This is a genomic window from Methylophilus sp. Leaf416 (assembly GCF_001424665.1).
Lineage (GTDB): Bacteria > Pseudomonadota > Gammaproteobacteria > Burkholderiales > Methylophilaceae > Methylophilus.
Genome location: NZ_LMQS01000004.1, coordinates 264,510 through 280,357, shown reverse-complemented (window position 1 = coordinate 280,357; position 15,848 = coordinate 264,510). Strand labels below are relative to the sequence as shown.

Annotated in this window: 11 protein-coding genes; 5 read left to right on the top strand and 6 right to left on the bottom strand. The window is 51.1% G+C overall.

Going from position 1 to position 15,848, the window contains the following annotated elements:
* The first annotated feature begins 2 nt into the window (after positions 1 to 2).
* Positions 3 to 3,074: an efflux RND transporter permease subunit gene (locus tag ASG34_RS11060; protein WP_055830477.1), complete on the top strand. Its 3,072-nt coding sequence runs from the start codon at positions 3 to 5 to the stop codon at positions 3,072 to 3,074.
* 915 nt (positions 3,075 to 3,989) lie between these two features.
* Here the strand turns inward: ASG34_RS11060 and ASG34_RS11055 are convergent.
* The 3 genes from ASG34_RS11055 to nudB form a co-directional block, all read right to left on the bottom strand.
* A complete protein-coding gene (locus ASG34_RS11055; RefSeq protein ID WP_055830475.1) occupies positions 3,990 to 4,418 on the bottom strand; it encodes an HIT family protein in 429 nt (142 codons plus the stop codon).
* Entirely contained in the window at positions 4,418 to 5,515 is a 1,098-nt protein-coding gene (nadA, locus tag ASG34_RS11050) for a quinolinate synthase NadA (RefSeq protein ID WP_055830473.1), read from the bottom strand. The genes ASG34_RS11055 and nadA overlap by 1 nt, the downstream gene beginning before the upstream one ends.
* A 110-nt stretch (positions 5,516 to 5,625) precedes the next feature.
* A complete protein-coding gene (nudB, locus tag ASG34_RS11045) occupies positions 5,626 to 6,081 on the bottom strand; it encodes a dihydroneopterin triphosphate diphosphatase (protein ID WP_055830472.1) in 456 nt (151 codons plus the stop codon).
* A gap of 148 nt (positions 6,082 to 6,229) precedes the next feature.
* Here nudB and ASG34_RS11040 point away from each other — a divergent pair, with 148 nt between their 5' ends.
* Genes ASG34_RS11040 through ASG34_RS11030 form a run of 3 tightly spaced genes read left to right on the top strand, consistent with a single transcriptional unit; the run spans position 6,230 to position 11,860 of the window.
* Complete coding sequence (locus ASG34_RS11040; protein WP_055830470.1) at positions 6,230 to 7,558, top strand: TolC family protein; 1,329 nt, start codon at positions 6,230 to 6,232, stop codon at positions 7,556 to 7,558.
* A gap of 2 nt (positions 7,559 to 7,560) precedes the next feature.
* Complete coding sequence (locus ASG34_RS11035) at positions 7,561 to 8,727, top strand: efflux RND transporter periplasmic adaptor subunit (RefSeq protein WP_235559783.1); 1,167 nt, start codon at positions 7,561 to 7,563, stop codon at positions 8,725 to 8,727.
* Positions 8,728 to 8,773: 46 nt separating this feature from the next.
* Positions 8,774 to 11,860 (top strand): efflux RND transporter permease subunit, encoded by a 3,087-nt coding sequence (locus ASG34_RS11030; RefSeq protein ID WP_055830468.1) that lies wholly within the window; start codon positions 8,774 to 8,776, stop codon positions 11,858 to 11,860.
* A 417-nt stretch (positions 11,861 to 12,277) separates the two neighbouring features.
* On the opposite strand, the gene ispH is transcribed toward ASG34_RS11030, so the two are convergent.
* Positions 12,278 to 13,249 (bottom strand): 4-hydroxy-3-methylbut-2-enyl diphosphate reductase, encoded by a 972-nt coding sequence (gene ispH / locus ASG34_RS11025; RefSeq protein ID WP_055830466.1) that lies wholly within the window; start codon positions 13,247 to 13,249, stop codon positions 12,278 to 12,280.
* A gap of 104 nt (positions 13,250 to 13,353) precedes the next feature.
* Between ispH and purU the strand changes: the two genes are divergently transcribed.
* Entirely contained in the window at positions 13,354 to 14,208 is an 855-nt protein-coding gene (gene purU, locus ASG34_RS11020) for a formyltetrahydrofolate deformylase (RefSeq protein ID WP_055830464.1), read from the top strand.
* A gap of 119 nt (positions 14,209 to 14,327) precedes the next feature.
* Here purU and lysA read toward each other — a convergent pair whose 3' ends face one another.
* Both lysA and lptM read right to left on the bottom strand, forming a co-directional pair.
* Entirely contained in the window at positions 14,328 to 15,572 is a 1,245-nt protein-coding gene (gene lysA / locus ASG34_RS11015) for a diaminopimelate decarboxylase (protein WP_055830462.1), read from the bottom strand.
* Positions 15,569 to 15,706, bottom strand: coding sequence for an LPS translocon maturation chaperone LptM (gene lptM / locus ASG34_RS14175; protein ID WP_235559782.1), 138 nt, complete (start codon positions 15,704 to 15,706; stop codon positions 15,569 to 15,571). Before lptM ends, lysA begins: the two co-directional genes overlap by 4 nt.
* Positions 15,707 to 15,848 lie beyond the last annotated feature (142 nt).

The window sequence follows — 15,848 nt, the reverse complement described above, 5'->3', positions numbered from 1 at the left end:
GCATGAATTTTTCGGCCTGGTCGATCCGTAATCCGGTTCCGGCAATCCTGCTGTTTGTAGTGCTGACCTTTTTAGGTGTCAGGTCACTTAACCAGTTAGGCAAACAAAACTTCCCTGATATTGAACTACCGGTGATTATGGTGAGCGCGACGCTGGAAGGCGCAGCGCCACCGCAGCTGGAAACAGAGGTTGCGCGCAAGCTTGAAGACAAGATCGCGACTATCGGTGGCATTGAACATATGTCCAGCGTCATCACCGACGGTGGTGTCAGCATCAGCGTGCAATTCACCATTGATACCAATAGTGAAGAAGCGCTCAACCTGGTCCGCAATGCAGTTGATAGTGCGCGCTCAGAGTTACCGGCCGCAGTCACTACCCCGACAGTTTCCAAGCTCACCACCACCGGTAGCGCCATACTTAGCTATGTCGTCTCGGCCGATAATATGGACGAAGGTGAGTTGTCGTGGTTTGTCGATAACGAGATCAGCAAAGCCATGCTGTCAGTGACCGGTGTCGGCAAGATCAGCCGTACCGGCGGCGTAGACCGCGAAGTGCAGGTCAACCTGGAGCCAACACTGATGTCAGGCCTGGGCGTCAATGTCAGCGATGTGTCGGCACAACTCAAGCGCGTGCAGCAGGATGCTTCAGGTGGACGTGGCGATATTGGTGACAATATCCAGTCGGTACGAACGCTGGGCGCATTGCATAGTGCCGATGAAGTACGCAACCTGGATATCCCTATCAGTGATGCCCGCCATATCAAACTGTCACAGGTGGCAGAGGTGCTGGATACTTACGCCGAGCGCAGCACTTATGCCAGCTACGATGGCAAGGAAGTGGTCCGCTTTGAAATCACGCGCAGCAAAGGTACCAGTGAAGTCACGGTGGCGAAGCACGTGCGTGAAGCGCTGGATAAATTCAGGCAACTGCATCCGCAGGTCAAGATTATTGAAGCGTTTAATATGGTTAAACCGGTGGAAGATAATTACAACGGTTCCATGCAGCTATTGTATGAAGGTGCATTACTGGCCGTGCTGGTGGTGTGGTGGTTCCTGCGTGACTGGCGCGCGACCATCATCGCTTCCGTGGCATTGCCGTTATCCATGATCCCGACTTTTGCCTTTATGCAATATTTCGGCTTCTCGCTCAACCTGCTGACCTTGCTGGCGCTGGCGCTGGTAGTCGGGATACTGGTGGATGACGCGATCGTGGAAATCGAGAATATTGTCCGTCATTTGCGCATGGGCAAAACTCCTTACCAGGCCGCGATGGAAGCTGCTGACGAAATCGGGTTTGCCGTGATTGCCACCACCTTTACGCTGGTAGCGATTTTCCTGCCGACGGCATTCATGAGCGGGATTCCCGGCAAGTTCTTCAAACAGTTCGGCATCACTGCCGCGATTGCCATTACCTGCTCACTGATTGTGGCGCGCTTGCTTACACCCATGATGTCGGCCTACCTGCTCAAACCACATCTGGTCAAAGAAGAGCAAACTTCAACCACCATGCGCATATATCTGCGCTGGGTAACCTGGTGTCTGGGTCACCGGAAAACGGTGGTGTTAGGTTTTGTGCTGTTTATCATTGGTTCCATGAGCCTGATGCCCTTACTGCCCAAAGGCTTTGTGCCTTCTTCGGACAGCAGCCAGACCAAAATCAATATCGAGTTGCAGCCAGGCACGCCGCTATCGCAAACCCGGCGCCTGGTCGATGAGGCTGAACGAATTGTGAGGCAGCATCCGGAAGTGAAAGCCGTATTCAGTGCTGCGGGCGCAGCCAGTACTGGCGGCGGCGGGCCACACGCGGCTGAAAATACTACCGATGTGCGCAAAGGCAGCCTGATCATCAGCCTGACGGAACGTAGCGACCGTAAACAAAAACAATCCGAAATTGAAGCGGACTTGCGTGAGCGTTTGAAAAGCCTGCCAGGTGCACGCATTTCGGTAGGTTCCGGCGAAACCGGCGAACGCTTGCAGGTGACGCTGGCCAGTGATGACCCGGTGGCATTATTAAGCGCCAGTCAGCAAGTGGCGCATCAGCTGCGCAGCATTAACGGTCTGGGCAATATCACGTCCAGCGCCAGTCTGCAACGGCCGGAAGTCCAGATTATCCCGGACGTAGATAAAGCGGCTGAGCTGGGCGTGACGGTAGAAGCGATTGCGCAAGTAATCCGCGTGGCCACTTCTGGGGACTTCTCCAACAGCATGCCCAAGCTCAATTTGCCGCAACGCCAGGTGCCAATCCGCGTGCGCCTGGGACCTAGCGTACGTAGCAGCCTGCAGGAAATCGCACAGTTACGCGTCCCCGCCAGAAATGGCAGCGTGAGTTTGGAAACCGTCGCCACCGTGCGTATGGGAAGTGGTCCTCAGCAAATAGATCGCATGGACCGCATGCGCAATGTGACTTTTGATATTGAGTTGAATAAGCGCCAGATTGGTGAAGTCATGAAAGAGGTACAGCAATTATCTGCCATGCAAAACTTGCCCCCTAGTGTGAAACAGCTTGAGGCTGGCGATGCCAAGCGTATGAATGAGTTGTTTGCCAGTTTTGGTGGTGCGATGATTATCGGCATTATGTGCATTTATGTGGTGCTGGTATTGCTGTTTGGCGATTTCCTGCAACCGGTCACCATCCTCGGTGCATTACCGCTATCGCTGGGTGGTGCTTTCTTTGCACTGCTGGTAACGCATAACAGCTTCTCAATGCCTAGCGTGATTGGCTTGCTAATGCTAATGGGGGTGGTAACTAAAAACTCTATTCTGTTGGTGGAATACACCATCATGGCGCGCAAGCAATCCAAAGTCAGCCGCTTTGATGCAATTATTGATGGCTGCCATAAACGGGCACGGCCGATTGTGATGACGACGATTGCGATGGCGGCTGGCATGATGCCGATTGCACTTGGGTGGAGTGCAGATCCGAGTTTCCGTGCGCCAATGGCGATTACGGTGATAGGCGGGTTGATTACTTCAACGGTGTTGAGTCTGCTGGTGATTCCGGTGTTGTATACCTATGTGGATGATTTGTTGGGGTGGTTGCGGGGAGTGGGCAGATTGGTGAGGAGACATAGCTAGTTGTGGCATTTGTGTTGAGGCTTGAGGAAAGTGAGCAGTTTCCCAACTGCTGTCTGATGCGCTACGTGTTCAGCCACTCCATCAGTGCGTCATTCTGGCGTAGGCCAGAATCCAGGCAAGGTTAATGCTAAGCTTGTTGCAGTAGGGAATAATGTCGCACTAGTTTGAAGGTCTAATTAGTTTTTCTTCGGGTACTTAATCGTTCCTTTTCGCCTTTAGGCGAGTTACTTTTCTTTGCTTGCCCAAAGAATAAATAACCAAAAGAAAGGGCACCCTAGCTTCCGCTTTTATCCTGCGTTGCTCATCAGCGTGGGCGGCCAACGAAACTCGCCCTGACAAGCCACACACTTCGTGGCTTGTTGCGGAACTCGAACAGACGCTGGCCGAAGACTCCCATGCTGACTGCGCTACTCGGCGCGTCAGATAGGGGACCCTGGAAAAGCATTACGCGGTTATTTAGGTGAGTCTTTCTCACATCGTATCCCGCTCGACCAGCGAAAAAAACCAAATCAAAAACAAAGCAGAAAGATAGTTGGCGGGTTGTTCTTAGGTTACTCAATTACTGAGTGCCCTCAATCCAGTGCAGTTAACTGAAGTCTCGTCGTGGTGGTTTTAAACGGGCCCCTATCTGACGCGCCGAGTAGCGCAATCAAAATAAGGAGGAAGCGAGCGACTGTTTGAGCTCCGCAACAAGCCACGAAGTGTGTGGCTTGTCAGGGCGAGTTTCGCGACCGCTTATTTTGACGAGCAACGCAGGATATAAGCGGAAGCTAGGGTGTCTTGTTCTTTGCCTTCTTTCTTATGGACAAGCATAAGAAAGAGGGTCGCCTAGAGGCGAAAAAGAATACTGCATCAGACAAAAGCTTTCTAGCCTGAGCACTACGAAAAAGAAAGGCATTTACTAATAACTAATGCTTAACTCTCAAGCGCGCATTCCACCCGCTCCGCCACCACTCTTTGCAACTGATCCCTCACTGCCTTGCTCAGCGGCTGTACTTGGGAGTCCCTTACTGCCTCTCCCCAGTGGCTATTCGGAAAGTGCTTGTCACTCTCGAAACGAGGAATCACATGCCAATGCATATGCGGTGTTTTATTACCCAAACTGGCTAGATTGATTTTATCTGGCTGCATGGTTTCCCGCAGGGCCGCTTCTACCCCAAACACCACTCTCATGGTGCGAGCACGGTCTGCGGGAGGCAGATCAGTCATTTCCTTGACATGTGCTAATAATTCCACACGACAGTAAGCTGGATAATCAGCATCATTCAGCAGCACTACCCGGCAAAAGTCATCCTGCCATAACACATCTTGTGAAGTTGGTTCGCAAAGCGCACAGTTTGCCATCAGGAGACCGCCAGCATTCTGTCCAATGACAACTTAGCCAGTTTGGCTTCATGCTCTGGTACTTTGATCTGGTTAACGACATTGCCTTCTGCAAGGTTTTCCAGACACCAGGCCAGATGCTGCGGGTCGATACGGGCCATGGTGGAGCACTCACACACCACATGACTCATAAACTGCACCAGCTTGTTTTGGGGTTTCATTTCTTCTGCTAGGCGGGTGACCAGGTTCAGCTCGGTGCCGACCAGCCATTTAGTGCCTGGTTCAGCCTCGCTGACGGTGCGCAGGATATATTCGGTAGAACCGACATAGTCAGAGTTGATACATACTTCAAAAGCGGTCTCCGGGTGGGAAATCACTTTTCCATCCGGATGCTGGGCGCGGAACTGGTCGATGTTCTGTTTGCGGAACATCTGGTGCACTGAGCAGTGACCTTTCCACAACAGGATTTTCGCATCTTTGATTTGCTGTTCAGTTAAACCACCCATCGGCAAGTCTGGATCCCACACCGGCATTTGTTCCAGTGGGATGCCCATTTTGTAGCCGCTCCAGCGACCCAGATGCTGGTCAGGGAAGAACAGGATTTTTTCGCGTTGGCTGAAACCCCATTCCAGTATTTTTGGTGCGTTGGTGCTGGTACAGACAATGCCGCCATGCTCGCCACAAAACGCTTTCAGGTCAGCGGCGGAATTAATGTAGGTCACCGGTGTGATGGTTTCATCAAAGTTAAGCACTTTGCTCAGCTCGCGATAGCTGCGTTCCACTTTGGCTAAATTGGCCATATCCGCCATTGAGCAACCGGCCGCCAGATCAGGTAATACTACAATTTGTTCAGGACGGCTCAGAATATCCGCCACTTCGGCCATAAAGTGCACACCCAGGAACACAATAAATTCAGCGTCCAGGCTGTCACAATATTTGGAGAGTTTTAGTGAGTCACCTGAGAAATCGGCATGGCGGTATACGCTTTCATGCTGGTAATGGTGCCCTAAAATCACCAGGCGCTTGCCCAGTTTTTTTCGCGCAGCCAGGATGCGCGCCTGACAGTCGTCGTCTTGCGCAGTTTGGAATTTCTCAAATTGGATGGTGGCAGTTTGCATGCTTTTCCAGATATCGGCCCGGCTTTCATAAAAATGGTATTTTACAGCCGATCATGATTTATCCCAATCGGATAAATCCGAATCAGATAAATCCTTATCATATAAGGTATTCATAACACTAGATGGTGGCGCTCACCCAGTTTTTTCAAGGCGTCTACGTTGGTCCAGCTAAATACTTTTTTGGCAGCGTCGCGCCAGTTTACCCATTCATAGTGTGTATGCTCATCCGGCGCAAGCGTGACCGGCAATGCTGCGGGTAAACACAAGCCAAATAAATGTTCGGTATTTTCAATCACGCCGGGCGCATAGCGATGTCGCCAGTGCGGGTAAATCTCGTAAATATTGCTGGCCTGCCAGTCCTGGAAATCATAGGCCAGCGCATCCAGCCCGGTTTCCTCTTTCACTTCGCGGATCGCCGCTTCCCTTGGCGTTTCATTGCCTTCAATACTGCCTGTGACTGATTGCCAATAACCGGCTTTGTCCGCGCGTTCCAGTAGTAATACTTGCAGATCAGGGGTGTGTATCAAAATCAGGGCAGAAACCGGGGTTTTGTAAGGCTGGGTCATCCGGGCATTGTCCCTGAAACAGGGCGCTATTGTCTACGGTTGCTGTCGTCATCATTGCCATGGCAAACAACACTTTTTTGAAAGATTGTCGTAAGTGATACGCGGTATTATGATTGCAAAATAACGGCGGGCATAAAGGGAATCTTCAATGTGGTGGCGTCAATCAGGGTTTGTTTGCTGTGTATTGTTAGCGGTTTGGATGCCATCACTGCATGCAGAGAATGCAGCACTGCCCGATTTGCAAAATATCCCGCTCGATCATTTAACACTTCCACAAGCTGAGCAGTTGTTCGCCGGGTACAGCCGCGAGCTGCTGGCCGCCAAGCGTTCGGTACAATCTGCAGAGGCAGATACACTGATTGCCGGGCAACGTCCTAACCCGGTCTTGTCAGTCGGCGTTTCCAGCCTCAACCTCAACCGTGGCCAGGGGAATATGAACCAAAATGGCAATAATGGTTTATGGGACAAAACCTACAACTCCACGCTTCAGGTCAGCCAGTTATACGAGCGCGGCAACAAACGCGAGTTACGGACTTCCGTTGCTGAAAGTGCCGTTAAAGCTTCCGAATTTGATTTAAAAGAGACTTATCGCCGACAGGGCTTGGCGATGGTCACTGCTTACTACGATCTCAAGCTGGCACAAGAAACCTTGCAAATCCAGCAGATGAATGTTGATTTATATGACAAAACCTTAGAGGCGGCCGAGTTTCGCCTGAAAGCGGGGGATGTCGCTTCAGCCGATGTGGCGCGTATCCGTGTGGATGCCTTGCGCGCAAAAAATGATATGCGACAGGCGCAAGCCACTTTACAAAAAGCGCAGGCGCAGCTGGCGTACCTGATTGGTAAAGACCATGATGCCGCTTCGCTATTTGTCGCTGACCCATGGCCTTTGCCAGGTGAAGAATCCGCAGTGCAAGAAGGCGAAACCTGGTTGACGGAGCGTTCAGATATCAGGGCGGCTGAGGTGCGTATGCAACAGGCACAAGATGCGCGAAAACTGGCGGAATCTTTGAAAACCAGGGATCTGACCTGGTCGCTTGCTTACCAGCATTTTCCAGGTCAGGAACCAGGTTCCGGACCTGATACAGTGGGTGCAACGGTCAGTATTCCTTTATTCACAAATTACAATTATGAAGGTGAAGCTGCCCGGGCTGAGGTTGACTACAACTCTGCCACCGATGCCAAAGAGCAGGTGAGAGCGGCTGCGCTGGCTGAAATGCGTAGTGCGAAAGCTGACCTGGAGGCGGCCATCGATAAAAACCGTCGCTTTGACATGAGTATTTTAACGGAGGCGCAAAAAGCATCTGATGCCGCCGAATTTGCCTACAAGCATGGTGCCATGAGCGTGATGGACCTGTTGGATGCCAGACGGATTTTACGTGCGCTGCAACTGGAGTCCGCCAGTGTGAGAGCCGATTACGCCAAGTCTCTTTTTGCCTGGCGGGCGGCCACCCATCAAGTTTTTAATACACCCTAATTATGAAAAAGACCATTGATCAAATGCGCTTAGCCTTCATCCCCAATACGCATGCCATGAAGTTATCAGGCTGGCTCATTTTACTGGCCGGGCTGTGGTGCTCTATGCATCCGCTACATGCAGCAGAGAAAAATACGACTGCACCACGCATGGCGAACGAAATCGTGCTGACTGCCGGCTCGCCGCAGGTCGCCAGTTTGAAAGTAGAAGCGGTGACAGAAATCCCGGTGCCGGTGACAGAACCTCTCAATGGCAAAATTATGCTGGATGAAAACCGTACAGCACGGATTTTCTCACCAGTGGCTGGCCGGGCGATGGCAATCAAGGCGCAAGTGGGTGACCAGGTGAAAGCGGGCCAGGCACTACTGGTCATGGATTCACCTGATGTCGGTGGTGCGGTGGCGGATGCCCGTAAAGCCCAGGTTGATTTGCAACTCAAGCAGCAGGTGCTGGAGCGCAACCGCATGTTGATGGAAGGCGGCGTGCTTGCCAAAAAAGAAGTGGAGACCTCACAAGCTGACTTTTCGCTGGCGCGTGCTGAAACGGCCCGCGCCTCAGCCCGCCTCAAGAATTTGGGTGTAACGACCTCGGCTAACGATACTTACTCTTTGCGCTCGCCTATCAGCGGCACGGTGGTAGATCGCAAAATTAACCCTGGCAGTGAAATCAGGCCAGATGCTGCCGACCCTTTGTTTATTGTCACAGACCCAACTAATTTGTGGGCCAGCATTGATCTGCCGGAGCGAGATTTAAGCCGCATTACGCAGGGGCAAAAAGTCAGCGTGCAAGTAGATGCCTATCCCGATGAAGTGTTTAGCGGCGAGGTAAAAACCATAGGCGTGATGGTGGATACTACCACGCGACGCATTCCTGTTCGCTGCGTGATTGAGAGCAAAGGCAAGCTCAAGCCCGAGATGTATGCGCGTATCACGCCGTTGGACAACAGCCAGCACAAAGTCATTCGCCTGCCTAACAGCGCCCTGATTACCGAAGGTTTGTATAGCTATGTGTTTGTGGAAGAGCGGCCGCTACATTTCAGAAAACGGGTAGTCACACTGGATGTGCAGCGCAGAGAATATGCCACCGTCAAGCAGGGACTCAAAGCGGGTGAGCGTGTTGTCACCGGCGGTGCGATTTTGCTGAATTCAGATTTATCGGTTAATAAATAATCACACATAACCGGTCTGCCATGCGCCGGATCATCGAAAGCCAAACATGTTAAAAGGGTTAATCACTTTCTCGTTACAACAGCGCGTTTTTTTGCTGATTGGCGCTGTGGTTCTGATGGTTTTCGGTTGGTTTGCGGTACAGAATCTGCCGATTGAATCTTTCCCGGATGTAGAAGATGTGCACGTCATCATCGTGACGCAGTCACCCGGCATGGCGCCGGAAGAGGTTGAGCGAGTGGTCTCATTGCCGATTGAACATGGCATGAGCGGCGTGCCTGGGTTGACCCAGATCCGCTCTGTTTCCATTACCGGTTTATCTGTGGTCACGCTGACGTTTGCCGAAAATACTGCAGATTATTTTGCCAGGCAGCAAGTGCTGGAGCGCTTGCAGGGCGTCAGCTTGCCCAATGATTTGCAGCCAACGCTGGCACCATTAACCACTGCGGTAGGTGAAATTTATCGTTACCTGGTAGAGGCGCCAAAGGATATGCCGCAACGCGAGGTGCGCGCGATACAGGACTGGAAAATCATCCCCCAGTTGCGCATGGTGCCAGGTGTGGCGGATATCACCAGTTTCGGTGGCGCGGTGAAGGAGTACCAGATCAAGCTGGACCCGCATTTACTTAAAAAATTCGCGGTCAGTATTGACCAGATCAACCAGGCGATTAGCCATAACAGCAGCAATGCCGGTGGCGGGCTGATGCACAGGGGTGATGAGTCGCTGGTGGTGCGCGGCATCGGTTTGTACCGCAATGTGGATGACATTGCGCAATCGGTAGTAGATACGCGGGATGGCAAACCTATCCTGATTGGTGATCTGGGCGAAGTGACCATTGGTGACCGCCCTCGCTCTGGCATCGTGTCATTCAACCAGCAGGATGACATTATTGAAGGCATTATACTGATGACCAAAGGCCAGAATGCTGCCAAGGTCATTCAGGCATTGCGTGAGAAAGTGGAGCAGGTCAATCAAACACTGCCGCCTGGTGTGAAGATTGTGCCATTCTATGACCGCACCGGCCTGGTAGACCACACCGTACATACCGTTTCTGAAAACTTGATTGTCGGCGCTTTGCTGGTGGTCGCCATCCTGATTATTTTCCTGCGCAACTGGCGCGCGGCTTTGATCGTCGCTTCGGTGATCCCGCTGTCATTATTATTTGCGTTTATTGTGATGGATCTGCGTGGCGTGTCTGCCAACCTGATCTCGCTGGGCGCAGTGGATTTCGGGATTATCATCGATAGTGCGGTGGTATTGGTCGAAGCGTTGATGGTGCGGCTGGCGATGGCGGAAACCGACAAAAATCCGGCCCATGCCGGCATCGCCTGGCGTATGCAAACATTGAAAAATACCGCGATTGATATGGGCCATCCGATATTGTTTTCCAAAGCCATTATCATCACCGCGTTCCTGCCGATTTTTACTTTCCAGCGCGTAGAAGGCAAGATCTTTTCACCCATGGCCTTTACCCTTAGTTTTGCGTTACTGGGGGCGATTCTGCTCACACTGACGCTGGTGCCGGCCTTGCTTTCATACACCATGAAGCGTGAGGATATGGCGGAAAAACACAGCGCCTGGATGCAAAGTATCCAGGATGCTTATCGCAAAGTACTTCTCAAAAGTGCCCAAGCCAGAAAGCTGGTGGTGCTGGTTTCAGTAGCGGTATTAGTACTGGCGATGTTGTGTGCGCCGATGCTGGGTTCTGAGTTTTTACCCAAACTTGATGAAGGCAACATCTGGCTGACGGTTGATTTGCCGCCATCTGCCAGTCTCGAGAAAACCAAGGAAATTGAACGCCATATCAGGAAGATTCTGAATAGTTATCAGGAAGTCAGGCTGGTGGTCGCCCATGTCGGGCGGCCGGATGATGGAACCGATCCCAAAGGACCCTATCATATGGAAATCCTGGCTGATCTGAAGCCGCATAGTGAATGGCATTTCGCTGATAAAGAGAGCCTGATCAAGGATATTTCGCGGCGTATTCATGAAATTCCAGGTGTGCCGACCAATTTTTCCCAGGTGATCCAGGATAGTGTTGAAGAAGCTTTATCGGGCGTTAAAGGTGAAATTGCGGTCAAGATTTTTGGCCGTGACCTGACTATCCTTGAGCAAAAAGCGGGAGAAGTCGTGGATGCTATCAATAGTGTGCGTGGCGCAACTGATGTGGCGGCGGTGAGAATTTCCGGTAACTCCGAGCTGGATATCACACTCAATCGTAGTCAGCTGGCCCGCTATGGCCTACTGGTGGATGATGTTAATAATACGGTGCAGACCGCGCTGGCAGGCAATGCGGCAAACACTTTTTATGATGGTGACCGGCACTTTGATGTAACGTTGCGGCTGGAGCGCTCTTACCGAGATTCGGTCGATGATATTGACGAGTTGCCGATTGCCTTGCCGAATGGGGCTGGCAGCATTCCGCTCAGTGAAGTGGCCGAGGTGACCATCAAGCAGGGTGCGTCGCGCGTCAGCCGCGAAGCAGGGTCACGGATAGTGTCAATCAAGGCCAATATCACGGACCGCGATCAGGGCAGCTTCGTTAAAGAGGCGATGCAAGTCGTGCAGGATAAAGTCAAACTGCCTCCAGGCTACACCATGACCTGGGGTGGGCAATTTGAAAACCAGCAACGGGCGATGAAGCGCCTGATGGTGATTGTGCCGTTATCGGTGCTGTTGATTTTTATCCTGCTATTTTGGGCATTTAAATCGGTCAAAAATGCGTTGCTGGTCTTGTTGATGATTCCGTTCGCGCTGGTGGGTGGCTTGGCTGGCCTGGCGGTGGCGGGCCTGCATCTTTCTGTATCTGCTGCGGTAGGCTTCATCGCCCTCGCAGGGATATCCGTGCAAAATGGCGTGATTATGGTTGAGCAGATGAAGCACCTGATGCGTGAAGGTAGACTCGCCAGTGAAGCAGTGATTGAAGGCGCCGTAGCTCGGTTGCGCCCGATTTTGATGACTGCGTTGATGGCGGGCATAGGGTTGATGCCAGCGGCGTTATCACATGGCATAGGCTCAGAAACGCAAAGGCCTTTCGCCGTGGTGATTGTTGGTGGCTTGATTACCGCTACGCTCTTCACTTTGCTGCTGCTGCCGCTGTTATTCCCTATGTTTACAGATGAGCGCAGGCGCTAAGTTTACAAATCTATAATTGGCTTTTTAAAACCGAATTGGTGGTTTAAAGCAACCATTTATATCTTCGATCATTGCCAATGAAATAATTTTTCATTTTTAATCAATGCCTTACAGTGATGGTAAGGTTGGCATATTTGATGCTCTACTGTAGATGTACTACTAATTTTGCATATCTTCATTAGTAGTGGTCATCTCCAAAGTGGTAAATGTTGTCGTGATGTTGAATAACAACAACGAGCAATTGTTTTCCCGATTATCCTTTCCCGAGGATATTGCTTGAGCCCAAGCCTAGCGCTTGGGTTTTTTTTGCTTATTGAGAGTATGCGCTCAACTGTTCGAATTGGATGATTGTCGGCTAGCGCTTTTGAAAATAGGTTAAGAATTTGAGGTTAAATAATCTTTAAATGCTGTTTCAACTTAAGCGCTGTTTTGAGGACGCTTTTCTGCATTCACCAGATTTTTAGGTAGTTGAAAGACGACATTTTCAACCACGCCTTGTAGTTCTTCCACCTGTGCAGCACCCATCGCATGCAAAGCTTGTATGACTTCCTGCACCAGCACTTCAGGTGCTGACGCACCGGCAGAGATGCCTACTTTCTTCTTGCCTTTTAACCACTCCGGGTTCAGCAGTGTGGCGTTGTCAACCATATAGGCTTCCACGCCCTGGTTTTTAGCCACTTCGCGCAGGCGGTTGGAATTGGAGCTGTTTGGCGAGCCGACAATGATGACCAAGTCGCAATCTTTCGCCATGATTTTTACTGCATCCTGGCGGTTTTGTGTGGCGTAGCAAATGTCGTCGCTTTTAGGCGCTTTAATACTAGGAAAGCGGGTTTTAAGCGCATTGATTACTTGTGTGGCATCGTCTACCGATAGCGTCGTTTGCGTCACATACGCCAGTTTTTCTGCATCAGTGACTTGCAGGGCGGCGACGTCCTCCGGTGTCTCTACCAGGTACATACCACCAGCCTCAGATTGACCCATGGTGCCTTCGACTTCCGGGTGGCCTTTATGGCCGATCATAATGATCTCAAGACCATCTTTGCGCATCTTGGCGACTTCAATGTGTACCTTGGTCACTAAAGGGCAAGTCGCATCAAAAGCAGTTAAGCCACGGGACTCTGCCTCTGCGCGAACCGCTTTCGAAACACCATGCGCACTGAAAATCACAATATTGCCTGCCGGAATTTTTTCCAGTTCATCGACAAAAATTGCGCCCTTGTCACGCAGCTGGCCGACCACGAATTTGTTATGGACGACTTCATTGCGGACATAAATGGGCGCACCGAATTTTTCCAGCGCCTGTTCGACGATGATGATGGCACGGTCTACCCCGGCGCAGAATCCGCGCGGATTAGCCAGGACAATATTCGGTGTATCATTTGTTTGCATAAATCAATTCCGTAAAGGTGGTTGCCGCATTTGCACAGCGTGTCACAAGGGCTGGCGGCATCAGGTATAATCGGCGTTTTGTTGCCAGTTAACTGCTAAATGTTATGAAAAACACTGCTACCTTGCTGATTACCTGCCCAGATACCAAAGGGATTGTGGCGGCGATTGCGCAATTTTTGTATGAGCACAATGCCAATATTTTACACGCAGACCAGCATCAGGATGCGGAAAATAATCTGTTTTTAATGCGGGTGGAGTGGGACCTGAGCAATTTCAATGTTGCGGTGGCAGATTTTGAGCAAGCCTTTACCCCGGTTGCGCAGCGTTTTGCGATGACCTGGCAATTGAAGCTTTCCGAGCAAAAAACACGCATGGCGATCATGGTTTCGCAATACGACCATTGCCTGGCGGATTTGTTGCATAGACACCATAGCGGCGAGCTGGCTTGCGATATCCCACTGATTATCAGTAACCATCGCGATACTGAAAAGCTGGCGGCTTTTTATGGCATTGATTTCCATTATCTGCCGATGACCAAGGAAACCAAGGCGGATATTGAAGCGCAACAATTTGCCTTGTTCGATCAGTACCAGATAGATCTGATTGTGCTGGCGCGTTACATGCAAATCCTGTCGCCAGAATTTGTGGCACGTTATCCGCAAAAAATTATCAATATCCACCACTCATTTCTGCCGGCATTTATTGGTGCGCGTCCTTACCACCGCGCGTTTGAGCGTGGCGTGAAGCTGATAGGTGCCACCAGCCATTACGTCACCGAAGTGCTGGATGAAGGGCCGATTATTGAGCAGGATCTGGCGCGGATATCGCACCGCGACCAGGTGGAAGATCTGATCCAGAAAGGTCGTGACCTGGAGCGTATTGTGCTTTCGAAAGCCGTGCGCTGGCATATTGAACACCGCATTTTGCTATATGCGAACAAAACAGTAATTTTCGACTAAACCCTATCCTGAATGGCTAAGCGGCGAAATCTGCATAGTCCAGTCGTAAATTAATATCCAATAAAAAACCGAAGTCTCAAGCTTCGGTTTTTTTGTTTATGGCTACTGCATATGCGTTGTTATGGCAAAGTACGTTCCAGTTTGAATAAGTCCGCGATCTGCTCACGTTCGCGAATGACATGTACCTGGTCACCATCTACCAGCACTTCCGCCGCACGCGCACGTGTATTGTAATTACTGGACATGCTCATGCCATAAGCGCCGGCGGAGTGAATCGCCAGATAGTCGCCTTCTGCAATCGCCAGTGTGCGGTCATGGCCTAAAAAGTCGCCACTCTCACATACCGGGCCCACCACCTCATAAGTCTGAGCTGGCGCTGAAGAAGCCGCAATTGTCGTGATGTGATGGTACGCATCATACAAAGCGGGTCTCATCAAGTCGTTCATGGCGGCATCGACGATCGCAAAATTCTTGCTCTCGCCTGGTTTTAAGTACTCAACCTTGGTGAGTAATACACCTGCGTTACCCACCAGTGCGCGACCAGGCTCGAATAACACTTTCACGCCACGGCCTGCCAGTTTTTGCATGATGGCTGCAGTGTAAGTGGCAAACTCGGGAGGGGTTTCGTCGCTATAAGTAATGCCCACACCGCCGCCCACATCAATATGCTGGATATGGATATTACGTTCAGCCAATGCATCCACAAGACCTAGCACTTTATCCAGTGCATCCAGGAAAGGTGATAATTCAGTGATCTGCGAACCAATATGGCAATCCACGCCATGCACAGCGATATTTGGCTTCTCCGCAGCTTGTTGATACAGGTTCAAAGCATCTTCAAATGCCACCCCGAATTTGTTGTTCTTCAGGCCGGTGGAAATATAAGGGTGGGTTTTGGCATCCACATTCGGGTTCACGCGCAATGAAATCGGCGCGATTTTGCCCAGTTCTGCAGCCACTTGCTGTATACGGTGCAGTTCATTGATAGACTCCACATTAAAGCAAAGAATACCGGCTTCCAGCGCGGAACGGATTTCACTATGTGATTTGCCCACGCCGGAAAACACCACTTTCTTAGCATCGCCGCCTGCGGCAATGACACGTGCCAGTTCACCACCGGAGACAATGTCGAACCCGGCGCCCATGCGCGCAAACAGGTTCAGGATAGCCAAGCTGGGATTGGCCTTCACCGCAAAACAGATGAGGTGGTCATGACCGAGCAAGCCGGCCTGGAAACGCTCAAAAGTTTGCGTCAAGGCGTTTTTGGAATAGACGTAAGTCGGTGTCTGGTGGTGTTCGGCTATATCGCGCAGCGCTACATTTTCGGCATGTAGCAGGCCATTCTGGGTATTAAAGGCAGTCACTTGGCAGGAGTTGTCTGTTGTTGAGGTTGAGGGTACTGGCGCTCGGGGATATATAAATCACCTTTGAGCCCACAAGCGCTTAATTGTGCCAGCAACAGGCCAAGCGCTAAAAATCGCGTCCAGAAGGAAAGCATAATCCATAGTCCGGTTTAAACAGACCAGCATTTTAGCACTAAACCGCAAGTGCCTGATGGCGGGATGCCTGACCGTTTGTCTGCCGGATGCTGCCATCTGTCAGCCAGCACTTTACATGTGCCGGCGCAGTTTGCATGATAA

Excerpts from the sequence above, each read along its gene's own strand:
- purU (WP_055830464.1), top strand. The coding sequence starts at position 13,354 with ATGAAAAACACTGCTACCTTGCTGATTACCTGCCCAGATACCAAAGGG.
- ASG34_RS11060 (WP_055830477.1), top strand. The coding sequence starts at position 3 with ATGAATTTTTCGGCCTGGTCGATCCGTAATCCGGTTCCGGCAATCCTG.
- ASG34_RS11040 (WP_055830470.1), top strand. The coding sequence starts at position 6,230 with ATGTGGTGGCGTCAATCAGGGTTTGTTTGCTGTGTATTGTTAGCGGTT.
- ASG34_RS11035 (WP_235559783.1), top strand. The coding sequence starts at position 7,561 with ATGAAAAAGACCATTGATCAAATGCGCTTAGCCTTCATCCCCAATACG.
- ASG34_RS11030 (WP_055830468.1), top strand. The coding sequence starts at position 8,774 with ATGTTAAAAGGGTTAATCACTTTCTCGTTACAACAGCGCGTTTTTTTG.
- ASG34_RS11055 (WP_055830475.1), bottom strand. The coding sequence starts at position 4,418 with ATGGCAAACTGTGCGCTTTGCGAACCAACTTCACAAGATGTGTTATGG.
- nadA (WP_055830473.1), bottom strand. The coding sequence starts at position 5,515 with ATGCAAACTGCCACCATCCAATTTGAGAAATTCCAAACTGCGCAAGAC.
- lptM (WP_235559782.1), bottom strand. The coding sequence starts at position 15,706 with ATGCTTTCCTTCTGGACGCGATTTTTAGCGCTTGGCCTGTTGCTGGCA.
- ispH (WP_055830466.1), bottom strand. The coding sequence starts at position 13,249 with ATGCAAACAAATGATACACCGAATATTGTCCTGGCTAATCCGCGCGGA.
- nudB (WP_055830472.1), bottom strand. The coding sequence starts at position 6,081 with ATGACCCAGCCTTACAAAACCCCGGTTTCTGCCCTGATTTTGATACAC.